The organism is Mucilaginibacter sp. OK268, from assembly GCF_900103125.1.
Lineage (GTDB): Bacteria > Bacteroidota > Bacteroidia > Sphingobacteriales > Sphingobacteriaceae > Mucilaginibacter.
The window spans coordinates 465,285-488,677 of the sequence record NZ_FNJV01000002.1; the positions used below are offsets into that span (position 1 = coordinate 465,285).

General features: G+C 43.1%; 18 protein-coding genes. 4 read left to right on the plus strand and 14 right to left on the minus strand.

The window, feature by feature from the left end; translation table 11 throughout:
- Window positions 1-166 precede the first annotated feature (166 nt).
- The 8 genes from BLR84_RS07800 to BLR84_RS07835 all read right to left on the minus strand — a co-directional run bounded on the left by BLR84_RS07800 (window position 167) and on the right by BLR84_RS07835 (window position 13,500).
- On the minus strand, window positions 167-2,905 hold the full coding sequence (locus BLR84_RS07800) for a S8 family peptidase (RefSeq protein WP_176851991.1): 2,739 nt from the start codon (window positions 2,903-2,905) through the stop codon (window positions 167-169).
- 160 nt (window positions 2,906-3,065) lie between these two features.
- Window positions 3,066-3,905: a M57 family metalloprotease gene (locus tag BLR84_RS07805; protein WP_218128250.1), complete on the minus strand. Its 840-nt coding sequence runs from the start codon at window positions 3,903-3,905 to the stop codon at window positions 3,066-3,068.
- A gap of 127 nt (window positions 3,906-4,032) precedes the next feature.
- Window positions 4,033-4,902 carry a M57 family metalloprotease gene (locus BLR84_RS07810; RefSeq protein ID WP_218128252.1) on the minus strand — a complete coding sequence of 290 codons (870 nt, stop codon included), beginning with the start codon at window positions 4,900-4,902 and terminating at the stop codon, window positions 4,033-4,035.
- Between the two features lie 439 nt (window positions 4,903-5,341).
- A complete protein-coding gene (locus BLR84_RS07815) occupies window positions 5,342-5,515 on the minus strand; it encodes a histone H1 (protein WP_076372516.1) in 174 nt (57 codons plus the stop codon).
- Between the two features lie 109 nt (window positions 5,516-5,624).
- Complete coding sequence (locus tag BLR84_RS07820; protein WP_143013861.1) at window positions 5,625-7,088, minus strand: rubredoxin; 1,464 nt, start codon at window positions 7,086-7,088, stop codon at window positions 5,625-5,627.
- Between the two features lie 7 nt (window positions 7,089-7,095).
- On the minus strand, window positions 7,096-10,632 hold the full coding sequence (locus BLR84_RS07825; RefSeq protein WP_090466646.1) for a nitrate reductase: 3,537 nt from the start codon (window positions 10,630-10,632) through the stop codon (window positions 7,096-7,098).
- Window positions 10,633-10,638: 6 nt separating this feature from the next.
- Window positions 10,639-11,934 carry an MFS transporter gene (locus tag BLR84_RS07830; protein WP_090466648.1) on the minus strand — a complete coding sequence of 432 codons (1,296 nt, stop codon included), beginning with the start codon at window positions 11,932-11,934 and terminating at the stop codon, window positions 10,639-10,641.
- A 24-nt stretch (window positions 11,935-11,958) separates the two neighbouring features.
- Entirely contained in the window at window positions 11,959-13,500 is a 1,542-nt protein-coding gene (locus BLR84_RS07835) for an alginate export family protein (RefSeq protein ID WP_090466650.1), read from the minus strand.
- A 502-nt stretch (window positions 13,501-14,002) separates the two neighbouring features.
- Here BLR84_RS07835 and BLR84_RS07840 point away from each other — a divergent pair.
- Window positions 14,003-14,701 (plus strand): Crp/Fnr family transcriptional regulator, encoded by a 699-nt coding sequence (locus BLR84_RS07840; RefSeq protein WP_090466652.1) that lies wholly within the window; start codon window positions 14,003-14,005, stop codon window positions 14,699-14,701.
- A gap of 6 nt (window positions 14,702-14,707) precedes the next feature.
- Here the strand turns inward: BLR84_RS07840 and nirD are convergent, their stop codons facing one another.
- A complete protein-coding gene (nirD, locus tag BLR84_RS07845; RefSeq protein ID WP_090466654.1) occupies window positions 14,708-15,064 on the minus strand; it encodes a nitrite reductase small subunit NirD in 357 nt (118 codons plus the stop codon).
- A 37-nt stretch (window positions 15,065-15,101) separates the two neighbouring features.
- Window positions 15,102-17,591 carry a nitrite reductase large subunit NirB gene (gene nirB / locus BLR84_RS07850; RefSeq protein ID WP_090466656.1) on the minus strand — a complete coding sequence of 830 codons (2,490 nt, stop codon included), beginning with the start codon at window positions 17,589-17,591 and terminating at the stop codon, window positions 15,102-15,104.
- Between the two features lie 268 nt (window positions 17,592-17,859).
- Between nirB and cobA the strand changes: the two genes are divergently transcribed.
- From cobA to BLR84_RS07865, 3 genes are all read left to right on the plus strand, one after another.
- Entirely contained in the window at window positions 17,860-18,597 is a 738-nt protein-coding gene (gene cobA, locus BLR84_RS07855; RefSeq protein ID WP_090466658.1) for a uroporphyrinogen-III C-methyltransferase, read from the plus strand.
- A 22-nt stretch (window positions 18,598-18,619) separates the two neighbouring features.
- Complete coding sequence (locus BLR84_RS07860) at window positions 18,620-18,979, plus strand: DUF7009 family protein (protein WP_090467645.1); 360 nt, start codon at window positions 18,620-18,622, stop codon at window positions 18,977-18,979.
- Between the two features lie 310 nt (window positions 18,980-19,289).
- A complete protein-coding gene (locus BLR84_RS07865) occupies window positions 19,290-19,691 on the plus strand; it encodes a hypothetical protein (protein ID WP_218128254.1) in 402 nt (133 codons plus the stop codon).
- Window positions 19,692-19,974: 283 nt separating this feature from the next.
- Here the strand turns inward: BLR84_RS07865 and BLR84_RS07875 are convergent, their stop codons facing one another.
- From BLR84_RS07875 to BLR84_RS07890, 4 genes are all read right to left on the minus strand, one after another.
- Window positions 19,975-20,724, minus strand: a complete 750-nt coding sequence (locus BLR84_RS07875; protein WP_255366880.1) for a DUF4350 domain-containing protein — start codon at window positions 20,722-20,724, stop codon at window positions 19,975-19,977.
- A gap of 256 nt (window positions 20,725-20,980) precedes the next feature.
- Window positions 20,981-21,799, minus strand: coding sequence for an SDR family oxidoreductase (locus BLR84_RS07880; protein ID WP_090466660.1), 819 nt, complete (start codon window positions 21,797-21,799; stop codon window positions 20,981-20,983).
- A 31-nt stretch (window positions 21,800-21,830) separates the two neighbouring features.
- A complete protein-coding gene (gene kduI, locus BLR84_RS07885; protein ID WP_090467650.1) occupies window positions 21,831-22,661 on the minus strand; it encodes a 5-dehydro-4-deoxy-D-glucuronate isomerase in 831 nt (276 codons plus the stop codon).
- 176 nt (window positions 22,662-22,837) lie between these two features.
- Window positions 22,838-23,317, minus strand: a complete 480-nt coding sequence (locus tag BLR84_RS07890; RefSeq protein ID WP_090466663.1) for a Dps family protein — start codon at window positions 23,315-23,317, stop codon at window positions 22,838-22,840.
- Window positions 23,318-23,393 lie beyond the last annotated feature (76 nt).

A 23,393-nucleotide genomic window follows, 5' to 3' on the forward strand; every position in this document is an offset into this window, starting at 1 on the left:
GAAGCGTCGTGAACAGAGGCCGCCCACCATGCTTCGACGGGGCTCAGCATGACACCCGTTTTTAAAATTGTAAGGGGCCTGTCACACTGAGCCTGTCGAAGGGTCGCGCGCAGAGGCCTGCCCACCATGCTTCGACGAGCTCAGCATGACACCAGTTTTTAAAAGTTTAAACCTTAATCAACTTACCCCGCGTAATGATCTTTCCTTTGAGCATGATCACATAAATATATATCCCGGGATTGAGGTTTAATTGAAAAGTATTTTGCAATTGGGTAATGCTCCGCTCCAGACTTATATGTCCAACGGCATCATATAGTTTAAAATCATACGTATTGTTGATATCGCCGCTCAGGATATTGAGCTGTGTGCTTACCGGGTTAGGATAAAGGGTAAACTGGCTGGCTTGTAAAAACGTGGCATTAGCCAGATCGGAATAGGTGACCTTGCCATCGTTAGTCAGCAATTCTACCCGGTAATACTGAATCCCTTTTTTTGGATTGGCATCTGTAAACTGATAAGCTAAAGCCGAGCCTACCGTAGTTGTACCCAGGTTGGCGTAAGCATTGGCGCCGGTTTGTTTTTGCCAGGTGATGGATTTTAAGTTGACCACGCTGCCGATCTGCAGATCGAGCACAATGGTATTATTCACCACACTGGCCAGCAGGGTTTTAACATAGCAGCCTACCCCCTGGTTCTTGGCATCAATGGTCAGGCTTTTTAACCCTTCAAAACCATCACCCTGCGCGCTTACCGCAAAGTAAGATGAGCTTTGTTGCTGGGCGGATATCAGAATGGTGGTATCAGTAACAGTGGTTAACTTTTGCAGCAAATTATCTTTAATGGTATAAATAACATAACCTTTGCTGCCGGGTTGAGCTTTCCAGTGCAGCAGGATACCATCGGTACAGTTATATCCCACTTCCAAATTGATAGGTTGAGAAAGCACAAACTCCTTGCTGATAAACGACTGGCTGCCGATATCCATTTTAAGTATGGCGGTTGTAAAAACGTCGGGGGCGGTCCAATCGTAATACCTATTTTTCAGGGTAACGCTGCTGATGGCTTTCCAAGTGTTACCATGATCATAACTTACGCTCAGCTGGCCAGTTGTGGCGCTGAACGAACTTTGCCAGCGCAGGTAGTTTTCACCGGCCGCGAAAAGATGGTTCTGCCCCGAGGGATAGGTCCATTCAAAACGATTAGCCGACGTAGCTCCATGCGCTATATAAAACGTTTGCGCGCCGGAGCTTACTCTGTTTCCTTTTACATGAATGATGTAATTACCGGCAACAGGATTTTGCAAGCTAACCTGTTCGGTATTATTCAGGGTATCCCTGCGGCGTACGGCTGGTTTTGTTAAGGAATCTGTAGATGGATAAGCGCTTAAGCTCCATGGCAGCAAGGTTTGACCATCGGGGGTAGTAACAGACAGATCTAAGTCGTTTATAAGCGCTGTGGGGGCATTCAATACCGCCGGTGGATCATTCCATGCCAGTGACACTTTAAACAGGCTGCTGCCCACCGGAACATTGATGGTATAGTCGGTTTGTTGCTGGTTACTTACAGCTCCTTTTTTAAACCGGTTATCGGTAAGTGTACGTAAAGCTTCCAGGGCGTTTAGTTGTCCGTAACCAGTTTTATGATCTACATTGGGCAAACCAATATCATCCGCCGAATTGATGAGTATACTTTTGATGAGCGCAGCCGAAGGCAGCTGAGCAAATTGCTTTTTGTAGGCTTGCTGTAACAGGGCCACTGTTCCCGAAACCAGGGCTGCGGCACCTGATGTACCATCTTCGCCGTTGGATACCAGCTCAGGTTTCACCCGGCCATCATAAGCCGGACCCTCCGAACTCAGATCTGCCGGCACACCGGTTTGATCGGTACCGCCGATAACCAATACATTTTTGGCCTGTTTAAAAGTCCCCGAAAGGTTAGCCACATTCGAGATGCCATTATATAAGCCTGTTGTAGGTGCCGTAGTACCGATATTACCCGAGGAGAACACATGGATGATGGAATCATTCTGCATCACCTGCTGATCGTAAGCTACCGCCTCAACCCCGTAATAATTTTCGACGCCGGTGCCGTAGGAGTGGTTTTCAACGCCAATATTAAAGGCTTTAAAAAGCGCGGTGCTATCGGGCAGCAAACGGGCAAAATCTGATGAGGTGAACCTTACTTTAGGCGCGGAGCCCAATCCCCTGATAAATGAATTGCCGTTACCTCCTATCAAAGTGGCCATAGTGGTGGCATGCCCCGAGGTAATGGCCGCCGCCGGAAACGAGCTGAAAGAACGGCCCAGCAGGTCGATATCATCATCATACCGTTCTTCCTTAATGGCTACGTTAATGCCGCTGCCATCGATGGCCGGAAAGTTATCGGCAATGGCCGAGATCTGGTTAATACCCAGGTCAATATCATTGATCACCAGTTCGGCATGGGCTTTCCGGGTAACATTGGCAAAAGTAACATAGGATTGCTGCAACAGATTGGTAAGGCGCTGCAATGAAATATTGAGGGTGACTGTGTTGGTGGTTTGAGCGGTTATTTCACCGTATTTTTTGATATCGCTGATCACCGAATCGCTGTGGGAGGTAACCGACAGATCGACCGATTGGTTAGCGGAAGGATGCTTTTGCAAAAGTTGCAATAAATTGTCGGTGGCTTTCCACAAGAAATTCGCGGGTGTAGCCTCCTGTATATTGGCATCGGTTGATACATCAGCGGTGCTGGCTACCACATAAAAATTATAAGATACCCGTTTTACCGGGCGAAGTTTTTTAACGTCGGCCTTATCCGGTTCTTTAAATTTAACCAGGTAATATTTAACCGCGTTATTCCCCTGCAATGGCCGGGCAGCGGGCGCTGCTTTGTAAAGCTCGCCAATGGTTTTATCGTTCATTGGTTTTTGCGCCCAGGAGCATTTAAAACATAAAAATCCCAGTATAAAACAGAGTAATTTTTTAACCATACTGCATATTAAAAAAATAAAGGGGAGTTACGCTCCCCTTTATTTGTAAAACTACTTGATTGATCAATAAGAAGCAATAAGATAAGGTTTTTTAGTACAAATAGTCTAACGCTATTTTATCATTTGCGTTAAAGGTACGGTCGGTACCACTTGAGCAGGCTAACATCCATGAGCCGGCATCAAATGTTTTAGTTGGTGTACCCGGAATGTGAACTGCTCCAACACCTGAAGAACCTTCATTACCGCCGCCGCCTGTTCCGCAGCTCAGGTTACGGTTAAAATAATCGGTATGGCGCATACCTATACAGTGCCCCATTTCGTGCTGAATAACAGAAGTAAGGTATCCCAGATCAGGATTAGTTCCGTAAGCGGCAGGATTAGTGTTCATCTGGATCTGGCTGTAAGGATTGCCTGATGAAGTTGGGAAACCAGAAGAACCTAAGGTGATAAAACCACCGCTTGGGCCTTCATTAAAACCGATGAGCTGGATAGCACCGCCACTGCTTACGATCTGAAATTTAAGCGTCAGGTTTAACGCGTTGTAACGAGCAACGGCTTGAGCTGCAGCTGTAGCGTAAACTGTTGGCAAATTTGAAACCGATACGGTAATGGTTCTTGGAAGATTTTTAACCAGGTTAGTTGTCCGGTATTGCTCAACTTCAGCAATTCTCAGGGTTGGACTGGTGCTGGTTTCAGAAAGGTTAGCCGGGGTTAACAAAATATCACCTTCTACCAGGTAATTATCACCTATCTTACGCATATTATCGGTGCTGAAACCCAGGGCAGTGATCTTACTGCTAACATCCGCAGAGATTTGTGGAGTTTGATCGACCTTTTTGTCGGCGCCTTGATTGTTTTTAGTACAAGCAGTTAGTAAGGCAGATGCACATACAATGCATAATCCCATTTTTAGCAAGAGTTGTTTTTTCATTTTGTCGGTACTCTAATTTTGTTAAATAGTTTAGTTAATACTCAAATGATATCCAGGGGAGCTAATACCCTCCTGGATATCAATAACAATTACTTCATTGATCAATAAGGAGTAATACAATATAGTTTTAGTACAGGTAGTTCAATGCTATTTTATCATTCGCGTTAAATGTACGGTCGGTACCACTTGAGCAGGCCAGCATCCATGAGCCGGCATCAAATGTAGTGGTAGGTGTGCCCGGGATGTGGATAGCACCAGGATAATCCTGCGGATCGCTGCTGCTGTAAGTGCTGCCTTCATTACCGCCGCCGCCTGCACCGCAGCTCAGGTTCCGGTTAAAATAGTCGGTATGGCGCATACCTATGCAATGACCCATTTCATGCTGGATAACAGAAGTAAGATATCCTACATCAGGATTGCTTCCGTATGCATCAACATTAGTGTTCATGCCGATAGCATTGTAAGGGTTACCTGCCGCCGTTGGAAAACCTGAATAGCCTAAAGTGATAAAGCCATCAGAATCAACACCTTCATCAAAACCGGTAATAACCATGTTACCACCGCTGCTTACTATCTGAAATTTAAGCGTAAGGTTTAACGCGTTGTAGCGTGCTACCGCGTTAGCTGTAGCTGTGGCATAAACTGTTGGTAAATTTGAAACGGATACGGTAATGGTTCTTGGTAAGTTTTTAACCAGGTTGTGTGTCTGGTACTGCTCTGTTTCGGCTACTCTAAGAACAGGACTGGTAGTGTTGGCTTCATTTAAATTGGCCGGGGTTAGCATGATATCGCCTTCTACGATGTAATTGCCACCCATTTTACGTACATTGTCTGCACTAAAACCCAGGTTTTTAATTTTTTGGGCTACATCGGCAGAGATTGCGGTTTTAGGGTTGGCCTTTGTATCGGCGCCTTGGTTGTTTTTAGTACATGCAGTTAGTAAGGAAGATGCACATGCAATGCATACCCCCATCTTAAACAAGAGTTGTTTTTTCATTTGTCGGTACTCTAATTTTGTTAATAGTTAAAAAATAATTATAAACAATCATTGTAATAGCCGGCCAGCTGGTTGTTTACGATTATAAATATATTAAAATACAACGACATTAATTTTATATTTAATAAACATAGCAACCATTATTGTCTTTAAAATTAAAAAATAGTAAAAAAATTAACCGGTATAATAACTAGTAAAAATTAGCGTTATAGTGAGTTTAAATTATCTAAAGACAGTTTTTGCAGAAAATACACCCCATGACCCAATAGGTGTAAACACCTACCGCACAACCGGGTAAAATACGGGTAAAATAAAAATGGGCAAACCACGGAATTTATCCAGGTTTATCCATTTTAAGTTTTCGAACATGGGTACCTGTCAAACTAAAAAAGCCCGATCCGGAGATCAGGCTTTCTACCCAAAATAGATTTAATTCTAATTATGCGTTTTTCTTTTCGGTTACTTCTTTGCGGATATCGGTAGCCACAACTTTCAATTGTTGCATGGCGTTTCTTAACCGTGTTCCGGCAGCCTTGTTTCCTTTTTCATAAAATGCTGCTGCTTCTTTTTCTGTAGCGGCTACTAAATCCTGTAATGCTTTGAACTTTTCCATAGTATATTTATTACTTAAATAAAGGCGCGAATTTAATATTTTAGCTTAATAATTTATGTCCTAATACAATCTCTGTTATCTTAATCACTCCTAATAAACCTTTATTTTTCTATATAGTGCTGATTGTTCTGCTTTCAATGCGTATAAAACTTTCTTTTGACGAGTCGCAAACCGGGCAGGCGTAATCGGCCAGCAATTCAAAATCTACTCCGGGAGCAATATCATTCATAGCATCGCCATAAGTTTGATCATATATACTGAAACAGTTTTTGCACTGATAAACAGGTGAGGCTTCTTTACCGGTTTTTTCGTCAGCTTCGGGTTCCGTAACAGAGAGCACGACACTATCATCAATTAAAATACCATAGAAATAATTGCACAGCTCAATTAAACATTGCCCAAGATCTGCTACGGGCACTTTTTCTTTGTAAATGATATCATCCTTAGTGTTCGGGTTAAAATCCCGTGTGTGCAAAATATCAAAAACACCCGGCGCACGTTTTTTGATGATGACAGAACCCGGCAAACCCGTTTTGGGCTGCATTTTTATAGCGAAACAAAGCCGGTAAGTACGCAGGTCGTGCTCTTCGAATTCGCGCACCAGCTGTTGTTTAAGTTCCAGGCTTTCACTGTTCAGGTTTTCCAGCTGCCAGTTTAGTTCGTTGGATGCGTGGCGTACGTTGATCCGGTATTTATTGAGGACAATACCCCAATCTTTACGATTAGTTTCACTGATGCCTTTGATCAGGAATGATTTCCAGGGCGTGGTATATACCTGACCAATACGATTTTTGAGGCAGATGGTGCAAATATCCTTCATGAAATCAATAGCGAACAACTCATTGCGCCGGTAAATGCCCAGCCAGTATTTATTATTTACATACCGGTTAAAACCCTCATAATAGGGCAGCTGAAAATCGGGCAATTTTAAAGGTTCGGTAATAGGCTGATCTACAAAGTCTTTTTGAGCCATGATAAGCGCATGAAATTTTTGATGATTGATCCTTTGCCGGTCATAGAATAGGGTTTGATGATCCATGATCACCTTTTCGGCTATCTGGCTCAGCGCAGGTATATCATCCGAATAAACCAGGGAGGGCCAGCAATAAATATCGGTTGTTTTAGGAAAGCGGATATACAAATACCAGTAATTGCTTACCGGCGAGGTGATGAAATTGAAATTGCCGCTAAAAAAGGGCACAAAGGTTTGATGCTGATCAATCAGGTTGATCTTTAATTTGGGCTTAAAATTAAACAGGTCGAATACATCTTTATAAACCCCTTCCTTTATCCAGCTTTCTGTATTGAAAATGGCATCGGTAACATAGGAGCTGATAATATTTGGAAACTCATCTTCATTTATTTCATAGCTAACCTCGGCCCGCAGCATATCCATTTCCAGATCTTCCAGTTGACCGGCATCGATGCAAAAAAACAACTGCTGCCGGTTTCCGATACGGACAGCCTGCGCCCCTGCATTTTCGGCGATGAGCAATAACTCATACAGATCGCCCGCGGATATTACGCCACCGGGCAGATTTACTTTGATACAACAGGTTTCTTTTTTGTCCATAGCAATTTTATTTTACCAATACCTCGCCTTTAAGCATTTCTTCTAATAACCGTTTCACTTCGGGACGGCATGATCCGCAGCCAGTGCCCGCACCCGTTGTCGCGCACAGGTCTTTCAGGTTATTGCAGCCCGATGCTATTTTGTTCTGGATGTTTTCGCTGCCTACATTATTGCAGCTGCACACCAGTTTACCCAATACGGGTTCGGCCTTGTTACCACTGCGTAATAGCTGGATGCGTTTTTCGCTTAGTTCGGTTTTATTAGCTATCAGCTCCCTGAATTCCTGAAACTCGCTTTTATCGCCTATCAGGATGGTACCCACCAGCCTGTCTTCATGGATGATACATTTTTTATAATAGCGTTTGGCCTTGTCAATAAATACGATCTCCTCGTAATGTTGATTATCCGGGCATTCAGACAAACCAATACTGCACAGGTCAAAGCCATGAATTTTGATGATGTTCATAAACAGCGTGCCTTTGTAATAGCTGGCAATGTCGCCGTTCATGTATTTAGCCATTACCTCGGCTTGCTGTTCCGCGGCGGCGGTAATGCCATACATAGTGCCTTCAAACTCGGCTATCTCCCCAATGGCATAAATGTCGGGATCGCTGGTTTGCATGCGCTCGTTCACAATTACGCCGCGTTTACATTCCAGTCCGCAGTCTTTAGCTATTTCCAGGTTGGGCGTGGTTCCTATAGCCAGGATCATGGCGTCACAGTCTATTTTGTTACCACTTTTTAAGCCCACCCCGGTTAATTTCGATCTACCGTAAAATAACTGCACCTCGTCGTCATAATAAATGTCGCAACCCTGGTCGGCCATTTCTTCGGCCAATAGCTGGCTGCCCAGCACATCCAGTTGCCGGTTTAAAAAGCGCGAAACCCGCTGTACAATAGTGATGCGCATGCCAATTTCGCGCAAGGAAGCGGCCATTTCCAAACCCAGCAAACCACCACCTACAATAACCACATGGCCACCCTGCGACACATGTTTGGTGAAACCATCGGCATCGTTACGGCTGCGCATGGTGAAAATACCCGGCAACGATGGTACATTTTTGGGCACTGACGCCCGGCTTCCTGTAGCCAGTAGCAACACATCATACGAAGTTTTAACGCCGCGCGAATCGGTAACCTGTTTGTTAACACGGTCAACCTTTTCAATACTTACACCCCGCAACATTTTGATGTTGTAGGCGGGTTCTTCCGAGTCTTTCATTTTCACCAGTTGTTCCCAGGATTGTTCGCCACTGATATAGTCGGGCAGCATAACGCGGTTATAAAATGGATGGTTTTCTTTGCTGAATATGGTGATCTCATCATCGGGATTCAGCTCCCGGTATGATTTTACAAAACCATAGGCTCCCGCACCTGCCCCCACCACCACAATACGCTGAAAAGGTTTTTTATACCTTTTCAGATTTACGGCACAGTATTTAAAATCGGGTTCTTTGGATATAGGGTCAACCCGGTCACTGGTTACATTATTGGCCCGGTTCAGGTCGTTATTTAAAATTTTGCCCCAATGCATAGGCAAAAACACCACGCCCTGTTTTATCTGGGTGCTTAGCTTAGCCTGCACACGCACTTCGCCCCGACGCGAGGTAATAACGGTAATATCACCCTCATTGAGGTGTAAAGCGGCAGCGTCATCGGGATGGATCTCTAAAAAAGCCTGTTTATAATGCTGATTCAGTTTGTTTACCTTGCCCGTTTTGCTCATGGTATGCCATTGATCGCGAATGCGGCCCGTGGTGAGGATGAATGGGTAATCATCATCCGGCGCTTCACTGGTTAAAGTATCCGCAACCGGACTGATCACCGCTTTTGTTGAAGGGGTATAAAAAATATTGTCTGTAAATAAACGTGGTGTGCCTTTAGCAGGGTTCTTCTTTTTATAAGGCCATTGCACCGTTTTTTGCTCCTTCAAAACAGCATAACTCAGGCCGCTGATATCAATATTGGTTTTGGCGGTAAGTTTTACATGCTCGGCATAAATAGCTGCGGGGTTTTCAAAATCAAAGCCTTTATAACCCATTTTGCGGGCAAAGCGACAAATGATCTCGGCATCGGGTAAAGCCTCGCCGGGAGGGTCTATCAGTTTGTTTAAATAACTGATGCGCCGCTCGGAGTTGGTCATGGTGCCCTCCTTTTCGGCCCAGGCTGCTGCCGGAAGTATCACATCGGCATAAGCTAAAGTTTCGGGTTTGTTGCTGATCTCCTGCACCACCACAAACTTCGCTTTCTTTAAAGCCTCCTCGGCCAGGCGAACGTTGGGCAAACTGGTAAGCGGATTGGTACACATGATCCAGATGGCTTTTAAACGGCCATCGTTCAAGGCCTCAAACATTTCTGTTGCGGTTAATCCCGGTTTGGGTTGAATGGTAGTACCACCCCAAAACTTTTGAACTTCTTCCCGGTGCAGCGGATTGCCCAGGTTGCGATGGGCCGGGAGCATGTTGGACAATCCACCAACTTCCCTGCCGCCCATAGCATTGGGCTGCCCCGTTAATGATAAGGGGCCAGAGCCGGGTTTACCAATATGCCCGGTGATAAGATTCAGATTAATCAGGCTCAGATTTTTGTTTACCCCTATGGCGCTCTGGTTAAGCCCCATCGTCCACATGGTAATAAAACCTTTGGCCTCGCCAATATAGGTTGCCGCCAGGCGGATACTGCTTTCGCTTAACCCGCAGATTTGAGCTGCTTCGGTCAGCGTTTTTTCAAAAACGATAGCGCTGTATTGCTCAAAGCCTTCGGCATGGTTATTTATAAAGTTGATATCGATATCGCCATTTTCGATCAACAGGCGACCAATAGCATGATTGAGCGTTATATCGGTACCGGGGTTGATCTGCAAATGCAGATCGGCAATGGCGCAGGTATCCGTAGCGCGTGGATCTACCACAATAATTTTTGTGTCGGGATTAGCGGCCTTGTGAGCCTCTACCCTGCGCCATAAAATAGGATGACACCAGGCCGGGTTACCACCCATAATATAAAAGCAATCGGCCAGTTCAATATCATCATAACAAAGCGGCACGCTATCCTCGCCCAAAGCAATTTTGTACGCGGCTACCGCGCTACTCATACACAAGCGTGAGTTGGTATCCAGGTTATTACTGCCGATAAAACCCTTCATCAGTTTGTTAACTACATAGTACTCTTCGGTTAAGCATTGGCCCGAAGCATAAAACGCCACAGAATCTGGCCCGTACTTATCGATGAAGGTTTTAAAAACGGCGGCAGTACGATCGAGCGCTTCATCCCAGCTTACCTGCTGCATGGGCATGCTTTTGTTGTAGCGCATTTGCGGGTAAAGCAAGCGGTCGCTTTTATCATTCACGGTATAGTGCAGGTTCATGCCTTTGCTGCACAGCATACCTTTATTTACCGGGTGATCCTTATCGCCCTGTAGTGTAACGCTGCCGTTTTTTTCTTTATTCAGCACAACGCCGCAACCCACCCCACAATAGCAGCAGGTAGAGGTTACGGCATTGGCGGTTAACCTGTTTTTTGATGATGATGCTTTTACGCTCATTATGTTTTATGCGATACTGCCCGCTATTACCGGGTCAGCTTCTGTACTGGGAACTGTTTGTTTATAAAAACGGGTAATAAAAACAACTAAGGCCACCGCAATAACCGTGTAGCCGATATAGGTAAATGCCTGCACATAAGTAATAGAGTTTGACTTGAACAGGAAGCCGAACAACATCCCTCCAAAATTGCCACCAGCTCCTACTATGCCGCTCACTAAACCTACATTTTTGGTATTTACAAATGGCACAATGCCATAAGTAGCACCATTGGCCATTTTAAGGAAAAGCGCGAATGATAACATCGAAACGATAGCCGCCAGTAAGGTGCCCGATTGCGCGAATAATATCAACCCCAGGCCCTCAAACAATAGCACACCGGCCAACAGCAAACCCTTGCCACGCATACCAAACTTACGACCAACCTTATCTGATACGATGCCACCCAATGCACGGGCAAACAGGTTCATAAAGCCGAATATGCCCGCCCAAAAACCGGCCTGGCTTTGAGACAGATGGAACGAATCGACAAAATGCAGGGAGGCCACGTTATCAAAAGTGATCTCCATACCAAAGCACATGGCGTAAGCCATGGTCAGGGCCCAGATGCGCCAATCGGCCAGTACACTCCAGTCGGTTTTAGATGATTTGCCTTGTGTATAACCAACTTCATCATAGTTGCCGTTAGGGGTATCCTTGGTATATTTATAATATAAGTAAGCGATAACCAGCATCATAACACCAGGTACTATCATGGCATAGCGCCAGGCTTCGGCCTTGGTATAGCCAAAACCTACTATGGCTGCAAATATTAAGGGCATCACCATATTGGTTACGCCGCCGCCCAGGTTGCCCCAACCACCGGTTACCGCGTTTGCCGTACCTTTTAACTGTGGTGCAAACATCATTGAGGTATGAAACTGCGTGATCACAAACGAAGCGCCGATAATACCGATAGCCAATCTGAACAATAAAAAGGTAGTATAATCATGTGCCAGGCCTACAAAAAATACGGGCAGCGAGCCTACCAGCAACAGCCTGATGGCGGTTTTACGCGGCCCCCAGGTATCGCAAAGCTTGCCTATAATGAGGCGTGCAATAATGGTTGCCGATACCGAGGCGATGATGATATTGCCTACCTGACCTTTAGTTAAATGCAGTTCGGTACGGATGGTGGGCATCAGTGGAGCCAGGCCAAACCAGCCGAAAAAGCACACAAAAAACATGAGCCAGGTAATGTGGAACGTGCGCATTTGCACGCCTTTTACTGAGAATATATTGAGTTTAGTCAGTTGATTTTCCATAATTCTGAATTTTAAAAGCAGGGGTTATTTATTTAAAAATTCGGGTTTAATGTTAAGCTGCAGGTAGGCCCATACTGGTTTTAAATTAGCGGTGCCGGGTGTGATATTTTTGGCGTATTCCATACTGCGGGTAGCCGCCATGTAGGAAAAGCCAAGGTCGATCCCTGTAAACTTATTGAGTTTATAGCCGGTAGTGAGGTCAAACTCGGTACCCAGATATTTACTTACCGGGTTGCCGTTAATGTCTTTCTGGTCTTTAGCCAGCATAAAATAGTGGTTGGCCAGTTCCGTAGTAAACCTGCTGTTTGATGAGGTATACTTTATTTTTAAATACGGATTACTCAAACCACCCGTTGGCGAACCACTTACCGCGTAAAAATAATCCATGTATCCCCAAAACTTATGAGGCGTGCCATATAGGGGATCAAAGCGATGATTGGTTTTTGACGTAGAAAATGCATCGTTACCGGATAGATAATCCCAACCAGCCGTATAGCTTAACACATTGGGTTTATAGGCCACCGAAGCCGTAAAAGTATACGCGCTTAATTCCGATCCATCACGGTCATGACCGCCCTGGTAGTAAAACCCGCCGGTTAATGCCAGCTGATTTTTATCGCCAAAGGCCGGATTGATTAACAGACCGGTAGTATAACGGGTATTTACACCAGTTTGATTAAAACGCTTACCATACACATAACCAACATCGGTACCCGAAGTATTTTTAACCGAATCCAGTATGTATTTACTAAATTGATCGGCCAGGAACAAGCCTGATATTTTGGTTTTACTGAACTTTTTGGCCACATATAGATACTCCAAGGCCTTATAGTTTTGAGTGGCCGCATTACTGCCGGGAGAGTTTAAATAAGCGGGGCTGCCATTTTTAGCGCTCAGTCCGGCACTGTTAACAAGCGGGATCAGGTTTGCCGGAGTATTGACCAGGTTACCCTTACTGTCTTTTACTGTAGCTGGGATATTTGCAGGGGTATAAAAGGTGCCATTATAATTAATAGCATCGGAGTTTTGATTAAATGCCGCGCCAAGATCAAGCTGCCAGCCATTTTGCAATAATTTTAATACGATGGCATCGTGGCGCCGCCCCTGTTGTGTCCAATCCAGGTTACCCAGCAAGCGTTCATCATCATAAACCAGTTCCTGCCGCCCGGCTTTGATGGCAAAATAATCAACTGGGGAGATCTTAAAGGAAGTGTCTTTTTTGTTGGATAAAATAATTTCGGCCCAGGCTTCATGCAAACTTAATTTATTGCCATCAGCAGGGGTTATGGTAGATGCATCCTGGCCCCATAGCCTGACATCCTGAACCGAGGTGTGAAAAATAAGTTTGCTCGATTTATAATCAAGCGTTAAACGCGTTCGCTGGGAAACAAACGCTGCATCTTTGTACCCGGTGGTTTGCAGGGTACCGTACCCATCCCTGAATTCGCCCCTGGTACGTAACTGCCCCGCGAACGATAGCTGTGCATTTGCATTTAAAGAAGAGAAGCAAACAATAATAAATGCAATAGCAGGAATAGTGTATTGGTTTAATACATTTTTGTACATTTGAGATAGTTTTTTATTTGTTAAAGCAATGAAAACTGTTTAACCCTGTCTGGGAATGCGACCTCCCGGCAGGGCTTTTTTATGTTTTGTATTTAAATGTTTATATCCATAGGCATTTAATTTTTTAATTCTTTTCTTTTAAGCTTTTTATTGTCATAAATATATCCAAATTGATGTTATGTATCAATTTATGCAATGTTATTTTATAATTTTTATGATTTAAATCATAAAAATTCATTTTTTTATCAAATCATTAATTTCACATCACTTAAAAACGATGTAAATAACATTTTCGTAATAAAAAATTCATCTTTAATCAATTTTAATTGACCATAATTTATTTAACATCAAATTATTTGTTGATTTTTCGATTTTATTTTTCTAAATTTTATAAAAATGTTACAAATTGTGACATTTATCATGTTATTAAGACACATGATTTATGGTAATTATTAATTAGCATTGCAAATACTGTTATTTATATAGAATAAAATAGGCATAAATGAAAAAAGGTCAAAATATTTGTGATGTAGAGAGCTGTTTTTTATGTAAAAACAGCTTAGAAGAGTGGAAGCCGGCAATTTCGGCACATAAAACCACCTACAAAGTAAAAAAGGGTGAGGTTATTTTTAAAGAGGGCGATCCGGTAACGGGGATCTACTTTGTTAATTCCGGCTGTATAAAAGTTTATAAAAAATGGGACAAGGATAAAGAACTGATCGTACGCTTTGCCCGGGAAGGCTCCCTTTTCGGGCATCGAGGTTTAGGCAAGGGGGGCTTTTATCCCATATCAGCGGCAGCGCTACAACCAACGGTTGTTTGTTATGTAGATATAGCTTTTTTTGAAGCAACCTTAAAAGTAAACTCCGGTTTCACTTACCAATTACTCATGTTCCTGACAGAAGAATTGAAACAATCGGAACGAAAAATGCGCAACCTGGCGCATATGCCTGTAAAAGGGCGTGTTGCAGAAGCATTAATATCTTTACAAAATCAGTTTGGAATTACCCCAGACGGCTTTATCAACATCGACCTGAGCCGGCAGGACCTGGCCTCGTACGCCGGGGCCACCTACGAAACCGTATTCCGGATGATGAACGAACTTGTTAATGAAAAACTGATCGATCTATCGGGCAAAAGCATCCGCCTCCTTAATCGCGATGAACTTTTAAAACTGGCGCAGGATATTGTTTTTCTTTAAATCAAACTAAACCATACCGATATAAACCTTCCCGTTCTCTACCTTTACGGGATAGGTTTTAATCTGATAATCGTCACCCGTTAAACACTCTCCCGTTAAAAGCGAGAAAGATTTTTTATGAAACGGGCAGGCAACCTTCGGGTTGCAATCATCGCCGGTACTGCCTATCATGCCACGCGAAAGCACCATCTGCTGCTTGTGCGGACAAAGATTTTGCGTGGCATACCACTCCCCCCGCCGTGAAAAATTGTACAATGCTATTTGCTCATCGCCATGTTTTACACAGGCGCCCCCGTTTTCGGGAACATCATCTGTGTAACAAGCTAAAATCCATTCAATATCTATCGTAGTTGTAGTTTCCATGTTGTGTTTTCTTTTAATCTGTTTACAGTTATAAGTTTTACCACTTTGCTTTCACCTGCTCGCGCATGGCTTCAAATTTCACCGAAGGATCTTTCTCCTCCGGAGCATTCACAAAATGAGCAAAGCGCTTACGCAAAGCGGGATTTTCCACCACTTCTTTCCATTCGCAGTGATAGGTATCCACCAGTTGCTGCATTTCCTCATCCAGTTTTTCGGCAATACCCAAACTATCGTTGATCACTACATTTTTCAGGTAACTCATACCGCCATCCATTTTATTTAGCCAGGTTGCGGTACGGGTTAGCGGATCGGCGGTTTTAATGTAAAACATCAGGAACCTATCAATATATTTAATACAGGTTGCATTATCAACATCGGTAGCCAGCAATTGGGCATGTTGCGGTTTGGACCCACCATTGCCACACACATACAGATTCCAGCCTTTTTCGGTAGCGATAATGCCAAAATCTTTTGACTGCGCTTCGGCACATTCGCGAATACAACCACTCACACCACCTTTTATTTTATGCGGTGCGCGGATGCCTTTATACCGCTCTTCAATTTCAATGGCGAAGGATACACTATCATGCAGTCCAAACCGGCACCAGGTACTGCCTACACAACTTTTAACCGTACGCAACGCTTTACCGTAGGCATGCCCGCTCTCGAAACCAGCATCAATTAACTCCTCCCAGATCTCGGGCAGATCATTCACATGTGCGCCAAACATATCTATACGCTGACCGCCTGTTATTTTGGTATAAAGACTATATTTTTTTGCCACCTGCCCAATCACGATCAGCCTATCAGGAGTGATCTCCCCCCCGGGAATACGCGGCACTACCGAATAAGTACCACCCTTTTGTATATTGGCCAGATACCGGTCATTACTATCCTGAATGGTATCCTGCTTTACGATCACATCATTCCATAAACTCGACAGGATACTGGCTACTACCGGTTTACAAACCTCGCAGCCATCACCTTTACCAAAATGATCCAATACCAGGTCGTAGTTTTTAACCTTGTTTATTTTAACCAGGTCAAACAATTCCTGGCGGGAGTATTCAAAATGCTCACAGATTACATTTTTAACATACTGACCATTCGCCTTCATTGTACCAGCGATCAGGTCTTTCACCAATGGCACACAACCACCGCAACCCGTACCTGCTTTAGTACATTTCTTGATATCATCAACACCACAAGCCCCATCATTCACTACCGAACAAATAGCCGACTTACTCACCGCCTCGCAAGAGCAGATCAGCGCATCATCGGGTAGACTCATAACACCTGCACCTTCGTTAGCTTCGGCACCCCTGGAGCCCAGTATCAGATCTTCAGGATTGGGTGGCAGGGCAATTTTATTATTAACGGTTTGCAGCAGCATATTATAGGCATCAGCATCGCCAATTAAAATACCACCTAACAGATACTTACCATCATTACTGATATTAATACGCTTGTATACTCCCTTGTGCGTATCTTCAAATACGATGGTACGGCAATCGGGCTCGGTAATAAATGCATCGCCAAAACTGGCTACATCAACACCGATCAGCTTGAGCTTGGTACTCATATCATAGCCATAAAAACCCTTTTCATTACCCGACAGATAAGAGGCAACCACATCGGCCATTTCATAACCGGGAGCAACAAGGCCATATATCATACCTTCATAAAGAGCGCACTCACCTATAGCGAAAATACACTCATCACTGGTTTGCATTTTTTCATTAACTATAATACCGCCGCGGGTGCCAGTATGCAAACCCGCCAGCTTAGCCAGTTCATCACGTGGCCTGATACCTGCAGATATCACCATCATATCGATGGGTAAACTGCTATCATCATTAAACTTTAGCGCTTCAATTTTGTGATCACCAACGAAGGCTGCAGTATTTTTATTGAGATGAATATTTAGGCCCAGGCTTTTTAATTTGGATAACAGCATGCCACTACCCGCAGAATCTATTTGCCGCGGCATCAAACGGGGAGCAAACTCAATCACATGCGTTTCTTCTATACCGAGATCTATCAAAGCTTTTGCCGCTTCGAGTCCCAACAATCCACCACCCATTACTGCGCCCACCCGGGCATTCACAGCGTAGTTTTTGATCAGATCGAGGTCATCAATGGTACGGTAAACAAACACACCCTCTTTCTCGACACCAGGAATATCGGGCACAAAAGCCGATGAACCGGTAGCCAGCACCAGGTAATCATATTTTACGGTGAAGCCTTTTAGAGAATGAACTGTTTTTTCGGCGCGGTTTATTTCCTGAACAGGATCATTAAGATGTAACTTTATGCCATTATTAACATACCATGCAGATGAAGATAGCGATAGGTCATCTGCTGATTTACCGTTGAAATATTCGCTGAGGTGAACCCTGTCATAAGCAATGCGGGCCTCTTCGCCAAAAACAATGATATTGAAATGTGATGATTTGGCTAATAGTTTTTCACAAAACTTATAACCTACCATTCCATTGCCAACAACTACGATGGTTGGTTGAAACATACCTTTATTTTTTAAATGTTAAAGCAAAAACTGTATTTATAATGCATTATAGTTGCGACCTTAAAGCATTACAATAACAATATTAACTAATTAATTCAGAATTTCAATTTTTTAGAACAATAAAAAATTGAAATTCGATCATTTTTATGATATTTATAATAATTTAATGATTAACAACTTAATTATTTACACTTTTTTATGATAATTATCATTTTTTAGTGACTTAAATTGATTATTATTGGTGACAATTCAATTTCTAATTGAAAACATGAAACAAAATACTCCAATTCCAGAATTATTTGTACTGGGTGCCGGCCCCGGAGATCCGGAACTGATTACCGTGAAGGGATATAAAATTTTACAGCAGGCCGATGTTATATTATATGACAACCTGGCCAACAAAGCACTATTAGATATAGCCAAACCCGATTGCGAAAAAATTTATGTAGGCAAACATCCTTATGGTAGTTATACCCCGCAGGAAACCATCCACGAGATGATAAAACATTATGCCTTTACTAAAGGAAGTGTTGTAAGACTAAAAGGCGGCGATCCTTTTATATTTGGTCGTGGTTTTGAAGAGATCGTATATGCCCGGGAGCAGGGCATCAAAACCCACTACATTCCCGGTATTACCAGTATACAAGCTTCGGGTTTTTTAGACATACCACTAACCCACAGGGCCATGAGCGAAGGGGTATGGATCATTACCGGCACTAAAAAAGACGGATCATTATCTGCCGATCTGAAACTGGCCATGCAAAGCAACGCTACCGTAGCCATTTATATGGGTATGAAACAAGTAGATGCCATTGCCCAAACCTATATATCCGAAGGAAGGGGTGATACACCCGCGGCAATAATACAGCATGCCTCATTGCCACAGCAAAAAGTAGCCAGGGGTTTGGTTAAGGACCTGCGCGAAATGACAGACTCACATCAACTAACCCATCCGGCCATTATTATTATAGGCGAGGTTGCGGGTCTAAGTATTGAACATTTATAATTACGATAAAGATAAAGTTGATATGAAAATTAGGATAAAAGGCAATTCGATACGCTACAGGCTTACCAAAACAGATATTGAACAATTTTCGAAAGAGGGTTACCTCGAGGAGATTACCTCTTTTGGCAACAGCACTTTTATTTATGCCCTGCAACAGTATAATCAGGATGCTTTGTCGACCAGTTTACAAAATAACAAGATCACACTTTTTGTGGCCGAACAAATGACCCGGGAATGGACTTTAACCGACAGAGTGGGTTTTGAAGGCACCGATGGTTCACTTTATTTGTTAATTGAAAAAGACTTTAAATGCCTGGATGTTACTATAGAAGATCAGAGTGATCATTATCCTAACCCGATTTTAGTAGGCAAAGAGCATTAACCAGCTTGCAAAATTGAAGGATGTTGGTGATGAACAAAATAAATAACAGAGCTTAACGCTTTCATATCAGACTTTCCCTACCCGAGACAGCATTGCTAAGGACCGAGTTTATAAAGAATTTAAAGAAAACCGATCACCCCATCGTATAAAATCATATTAAAAAAAGACAGGCCGGATATTGGTTAATTCTTCAGTTTTAATACCGGTATAGTAAAATTCCTTTTTTTATTATATTTATACAAGTATCAAATAATTACTGGCGGTTCCTGAAAAGCCTTTAGAGTAAGGATTAACCTAAAACCTTTTAAAAATGAGCAAAAGATCACTAATTCTCAGTACAGTTTTTATGCTTTTTGCATCAATCAGTTATGCACAAAAAGCAACCGGTAGCGACCGCGACAAACATGGCTGCATCGGATCGGCTGGGTATACCTATTCCGTTATAAAAAAAGATTGCATACAAACCTTCGCGCAAAAAATTAAGCTAAAGGAAGTCGATCCAAAGAGGAGTTTTTCCACTATTGCAGCCGTTATTTTTAGTGACAATAACAAAAAAGCAGAGATATTTCTGTCTGATTACAAAGAGAGCCAAATCCTGATCAGAACCGGTAAAAAAGGAAACTACGTTTGGAAGAAAGGCGATTTGAAGCTGACCGATAAAAAGGAGGGATATCAGCTTAAAAAGGGACAAAAACTCATTTATAGCCTATAAGAAAATGCTGTAAACACAGTTGGACTTTACAGAACGTGTGGTTTTTACAAAATAAGGGCTAACAATTAAATTGTTAGCCCTTATTTTGTGTACTCAGCGCCGGAGTCGAACCGGCAAATTATTTTTAAGTTTTCCTGCATGGGCTCGAACCACGATCGTCTGAACCAGAATCAGAAGTGCTACCATTACACCACAGGAAAATATACGCAAATATACTACTTACTGCCCCATTCACCAACAAGTACTTGTCAGCCTGGCGTTATATCTGCGATTTCCTGTCCGTTTATTTACTAATAGCTAATTGCAATAACCAATGCACCAGATCGTTAGCGGCTTTATCATTCTCAAAACCAGCCGGTAGCCTGCCATTTACATATTCATTATATAACCAGGGATCGCCTACGGCAACTACTGTGCCCTTACCATATTTGGCACTGGCAATAATGGTAGCGCCATTGCTGTTTTTCAAAACGGATTTTGCCGGACCTGTAAGCCCAATGGAGCATACATCCTTCATAAATATTTTATTGGCTGTTATAAATACCGGGTTACCGGTGGTTTTTACAGCGCCATCTTCAAAATGGGCATCATCAATTACATGGTTTTGCAGGTCGTCGTTAAAGTGCATACCAAATTTGGCTGCCAGCGTGTTAAAGTGAGGCAACTCTACATTGGCACTGTCGTTAGCCATCATTAAAAGTACACCGCCCTTTTTTACCCATTTAGTAATCTCTTCCACATCCTTCGGCTGGATATAGTTAGGGTTTGGGCTTTCTTTTTTTGTATCCGGATCAACAATGATATAGATAGCCGTGTTTTTGAGATTATCCGCAGTAGGTACATGGTCAAGGGAATCCAGTTTGGCGCCCGCAGTGGTAAAAGTAGCACCGAATATAGAAAAGCCCGAATTTTGCTTTTCGCCCCACAGGTAATGAAAACGCTCCTGTTGCCCTGCTTTATTTTTATGTACTTCGTGGTTAAAATAATAATCGAGCGTAACGGTTTGCGCACTGGCTGCTAAGCCTGCACTCATTAACAAGATTATTATAATTAATTTCAGTTTCATAAAAATGTGTTTATTGTTAATAACAATTGTAACAGACAATTTGTGTTGCTCCATAGGAGCTATCTATTTGTAGTAATGTAAATAATGAACCCTTTTGCCTCATAGAGACTACCCTTAATTGGGATTGCACCTACGGAGCAAAATCCTACCATTTTATTTGCTACAAATAGGTAGCTCCTAACGGAGCCTTATATTATAACCGGCCTTTTAGCCTGACAAATATTTATACCCCGCCAAATATCGAGAACCCTCCGTCAACGCAGATCATAGAACCGGTTACAAATGCCGAGGCATCGCTCAATAACCAGGTCAATGCACCTTTCAATTCATCGGCATGACCAAATCGTTTAAATGGCGTTTGCTTGATCACCAGCTCTCCACGTTGGGTATAACCACCTTCGGGTTTGGTTAACAGGTTACGGTTTTGTTCGGTCAGGAAAAACCCGGGTGCAAGGGCATTCATCCTGATCTTATCGCCATAACGGTTAGCCAGCTCAACCGCGAACCATTGGTTATAACAATCAACCGCGGCCTTGCCAATATTATAGCCCAATACCTTGGTGATAGCACGCTTAGAGTTCATGGATGATATATTCACAATACTGCCCCTACCTGCGGTTGTAGCAATGGCTTCGCCAAATATCTGTGTTGGAATGATAGTTCCCCAGGTATTCAGGTCCATCACCTTTTTCATACCGGCAATGTTCATTTTAAAAATATCCTCTTCAGGGGCCAAAACGCCCTCGGGCATATTACCGCCTGCGCCATTCACCAGGCCATCAACCCGGCCAAAAGCAGCTACAATTTTATCTTTAGCGGCTATCAGTTCTTCTTCGTTCAGTACATCGGCAACCAGCGCTATGGCTTTACCACCATTTTTGTTGATGGCTTCGGCCCGCTCTTCGGCCACTTCTTTTTTACGGCCCAGTATGCCTACCGCACCTCCTGCTTCCACAATAGCGTTTACAAACGCATCGCCCAGGATGCCGGTACCTCCGGTTACTACAATAACTTTACCGGCTAATGAAAATGAATTTTCCAATGTCTTTTATATTTTATTAATCAATTGATCTTTATCTGATATCTGGTATGGCGATAGCATCCATATCAGTATAGTCGAGATTTTCGCCTGCCATGCCCCATATAAAACTATAGCTGGCCGTACCGCTGCCCGAGTGTATGCTCCATGGTGGCGACACCACTGCATCATAATTATCCATCAGGATGTGGCGGGTTTCCTGTCCTTCGCCCATATAATGAAATACTCTTTGTCCTACAGGCACGTCAAAATAAAAGTAAGCCTCCATCCGACGATCATGCACATGTGACGGCATGGTATTCCACACGCTGCCATCATGCAGTATGGTCAGTCCCATCACCAGTTGGCAGCTTTTGATACCTTCCAGGTGAATGTATTTATTGATGGTACGTTTGTTGGCCGTTTCGATAGAACCGGTGTGTACTTTGGCAGCATCTTCATTAGTCATTAAGGTAGTAGGGTATACTGCATGTGCCGGGGCCGAAAGCAGATAGAATACCGCTGGCTGCGCGCTGTTTTTACTGGTAAACTTTACGCTTTTTACACCTTTGCCTATATAAAGACAATCCAGCTTGTTTACCTGGAAAGCTTGGCCATCGGCAGTAACTTCGCCATCACCAGCTACGTTGATGATCCCTATCTCGCGTCGTTCTAAAAAATAGTCGGCACGCAGGTTTGGGTAGTTCTCCAGTTCCAATGATTTGGTTACCGGATGCACTGCTCCAACAATCATGCGGTCGTAATGGGTATAGGTACAATTCAGTCTATCAGCCTGTACCAGTTGGTCAATCAAAAAACGTTCTCTTATTTGTGCGGTTTGATAACTTTTAAAATCTTCGGGGTGTACGCTGTGTATTACTTTCAAGGCTTTTACGATTTGGTATGGCAATTCTACAACGTATCTTTTTTAAATCAAAAGTATTCAGCCCTTTATTCTACTCAAACGTTTGCGCTGAGTACCCATATTAACATAAAAGCAATAAAAAAGCCACTGACATAAAGTATCAGCGGCTTTAAAAAATGATACTTGACCGGTGTTTATTAATCTTCGTTCACAAACGAACGCAGCATCCAGGTATTTTTTTCGTTAAACTGCATAAAGCGGTTCACCATATCGTTACTGCCATCATCGCCAGCTTCGGCAGTGATGTCCAGTATCTCTCTTTCTTTAGCAATTAAAACGGCCAGGTCATCAATAACAGCCTTTACCATTTTGGTGTCTTTTAAGCCAATGGTTTGAATCTCTTTGATAGCCGATTCTTCGATGTAATCCTTAAAAGTGCTGTATGGAGATTTGCCCAGTGTCAATATCCTCTCGGCAAGCTCATCAATGGTAGTTAGTGCGGCGGTATACAATTCTTCGAACTTTAAATGCAGGGTAAAAAAGTTTTGCCCCTTGATATTCCAGTGGCAGCCGCGTACTTTTTGGTAGTAGATATGATAGTTGGCCAAAAGGTCATTTAAGTGGTCAACAACAGGTTTTACTTTACCCTCTTCCAGACTAATTTCTTTAGCGTTCATATATAAATAGTGATTTTTATGTTTAACATTAGCTTGGCAGCAATGTTTGGTAAATATAAGCAGATTTGAATTTATT

What these genes read in the sequence shown, in the direction of transcription:
- BLR84_RS07800 (WP_176851991.1), bottom strand. Translation starts at nt 2,905, where the DNA reads ATGAACGATAAAACCATTGGCGAGCTTTACAAAGCAGCGCCCGCTGCC.
- BLR84_RS07805 (WP_218128250.1), bottom strand. Translation starts at nt 3,905, where the DNA reads ATGAAAAAACAACTCTTGCTAAAAATGGGATTATGCATTGTATGTGCA.
- BLR84_RS07810 (WP_218128252.1), bottom strand. Translation starts at nt 4,902, where the DNA reads ATGAAAAAACAACTCTTGTTTAAGATGGGGGTATGCATTGCATGTGCA.
- BLR84_RS07815 (WP_076372516.1), bottom strand. Translation starts at nt 5,515, where the DNA reads ATGGAAAAGTTCAAAGCATTACAGGATTTAGTAGCCGCTACAGAAAAA.
- BLR84_RS07820 (WP_143013861.1), bottom strand. Translation starts at nt 7,088, where the DNA reads ATGGACAAAAAAGAAACCTGTTGTATCAAAGTAAATCTGCCCGGTGGC.
- BLR84_RS07825 (WP_090466646.1), bottom strand. Translation starts at nt 10,632, where the DNA reads ATGAGCGTAAAAGCATCATCATCAAAAAACAGGTTAACCGCCAATGCC.
- BLR84_RS07830 (WP_090466648.1), bottom strand. Translation starts at nt 11,934, where the DNA reads ATGGAAAATCAACTGACTAAACTCAATATATTCTCAGTAAAAGGCGTG.
- BLR84_RS07835 (WP_090466650.1), bottom strand. Translation starts at nt 13,500, where the DNA reads ATGTACAAAAATGTATTAAACCAATACACTATTCCTGCTATTGCATTT.
- BLR84_RS07840 (WP_090466652.1), top strand. Translation starts at nt 14,003, where the DNA reads ATGAAAAAAGGTCAAAATATTTGTGATGTAGAGAGCTGTTTTTTATGT.
- nirD (WP_090466654.1), bottom strand. Translation starts at nt 15,064, where the DNA reads ATGGAAACTACAACTACGATAGATATTGAATGGATTTTAGCTTGTTAC.
- nirB (WP_090466656.1), bottom strand. Translation starts at nt 17,591, where the DNA reads ATGTTTCAACCAACCATCGTAGTTGTTGGCAATGGAATGGTAGGTTAT.
- cobA (WP_090466658.1), top strand. Translation starts at nt 17,860, where the DNA reads ATGAAACAAAATACTCCAATTCCAGAATTATTTGTACTGGGTGCCGGC.
- BLR84_RS07860 (WP_090467645.1), top strand. Translation starts at nt 18,620, where the DNA reads ATGAAAATTAGGATAAAAGGCAATTCGATACGCTACAGGCTTACCAAA.
- BLR84_RS07865 (WP_218128254.1), top strand. Translation starts at nt 19,290, where the DNA reads ATGAGCAAAAGATCACTAATTCTCAGTACAGTTTTTATGCTTTTTGCA.
- BLR84_RS07875 (WP_255366880.1), bottom strand. Translation starts at nt 20,724, where the DNA reads ATGAGTGCAGGCTTAGCAGCCAGTGCGCAAACCGTTACGCTCGATTAT.
- BLR84_RS07890 (WP_090466663.1), bottom strand. Translation starts at nt 23,317, where the DNA reads ATGAACGCTAAAGAAATTAGTCTGGAAGAGGGTAAAGTAAAACCTGTT.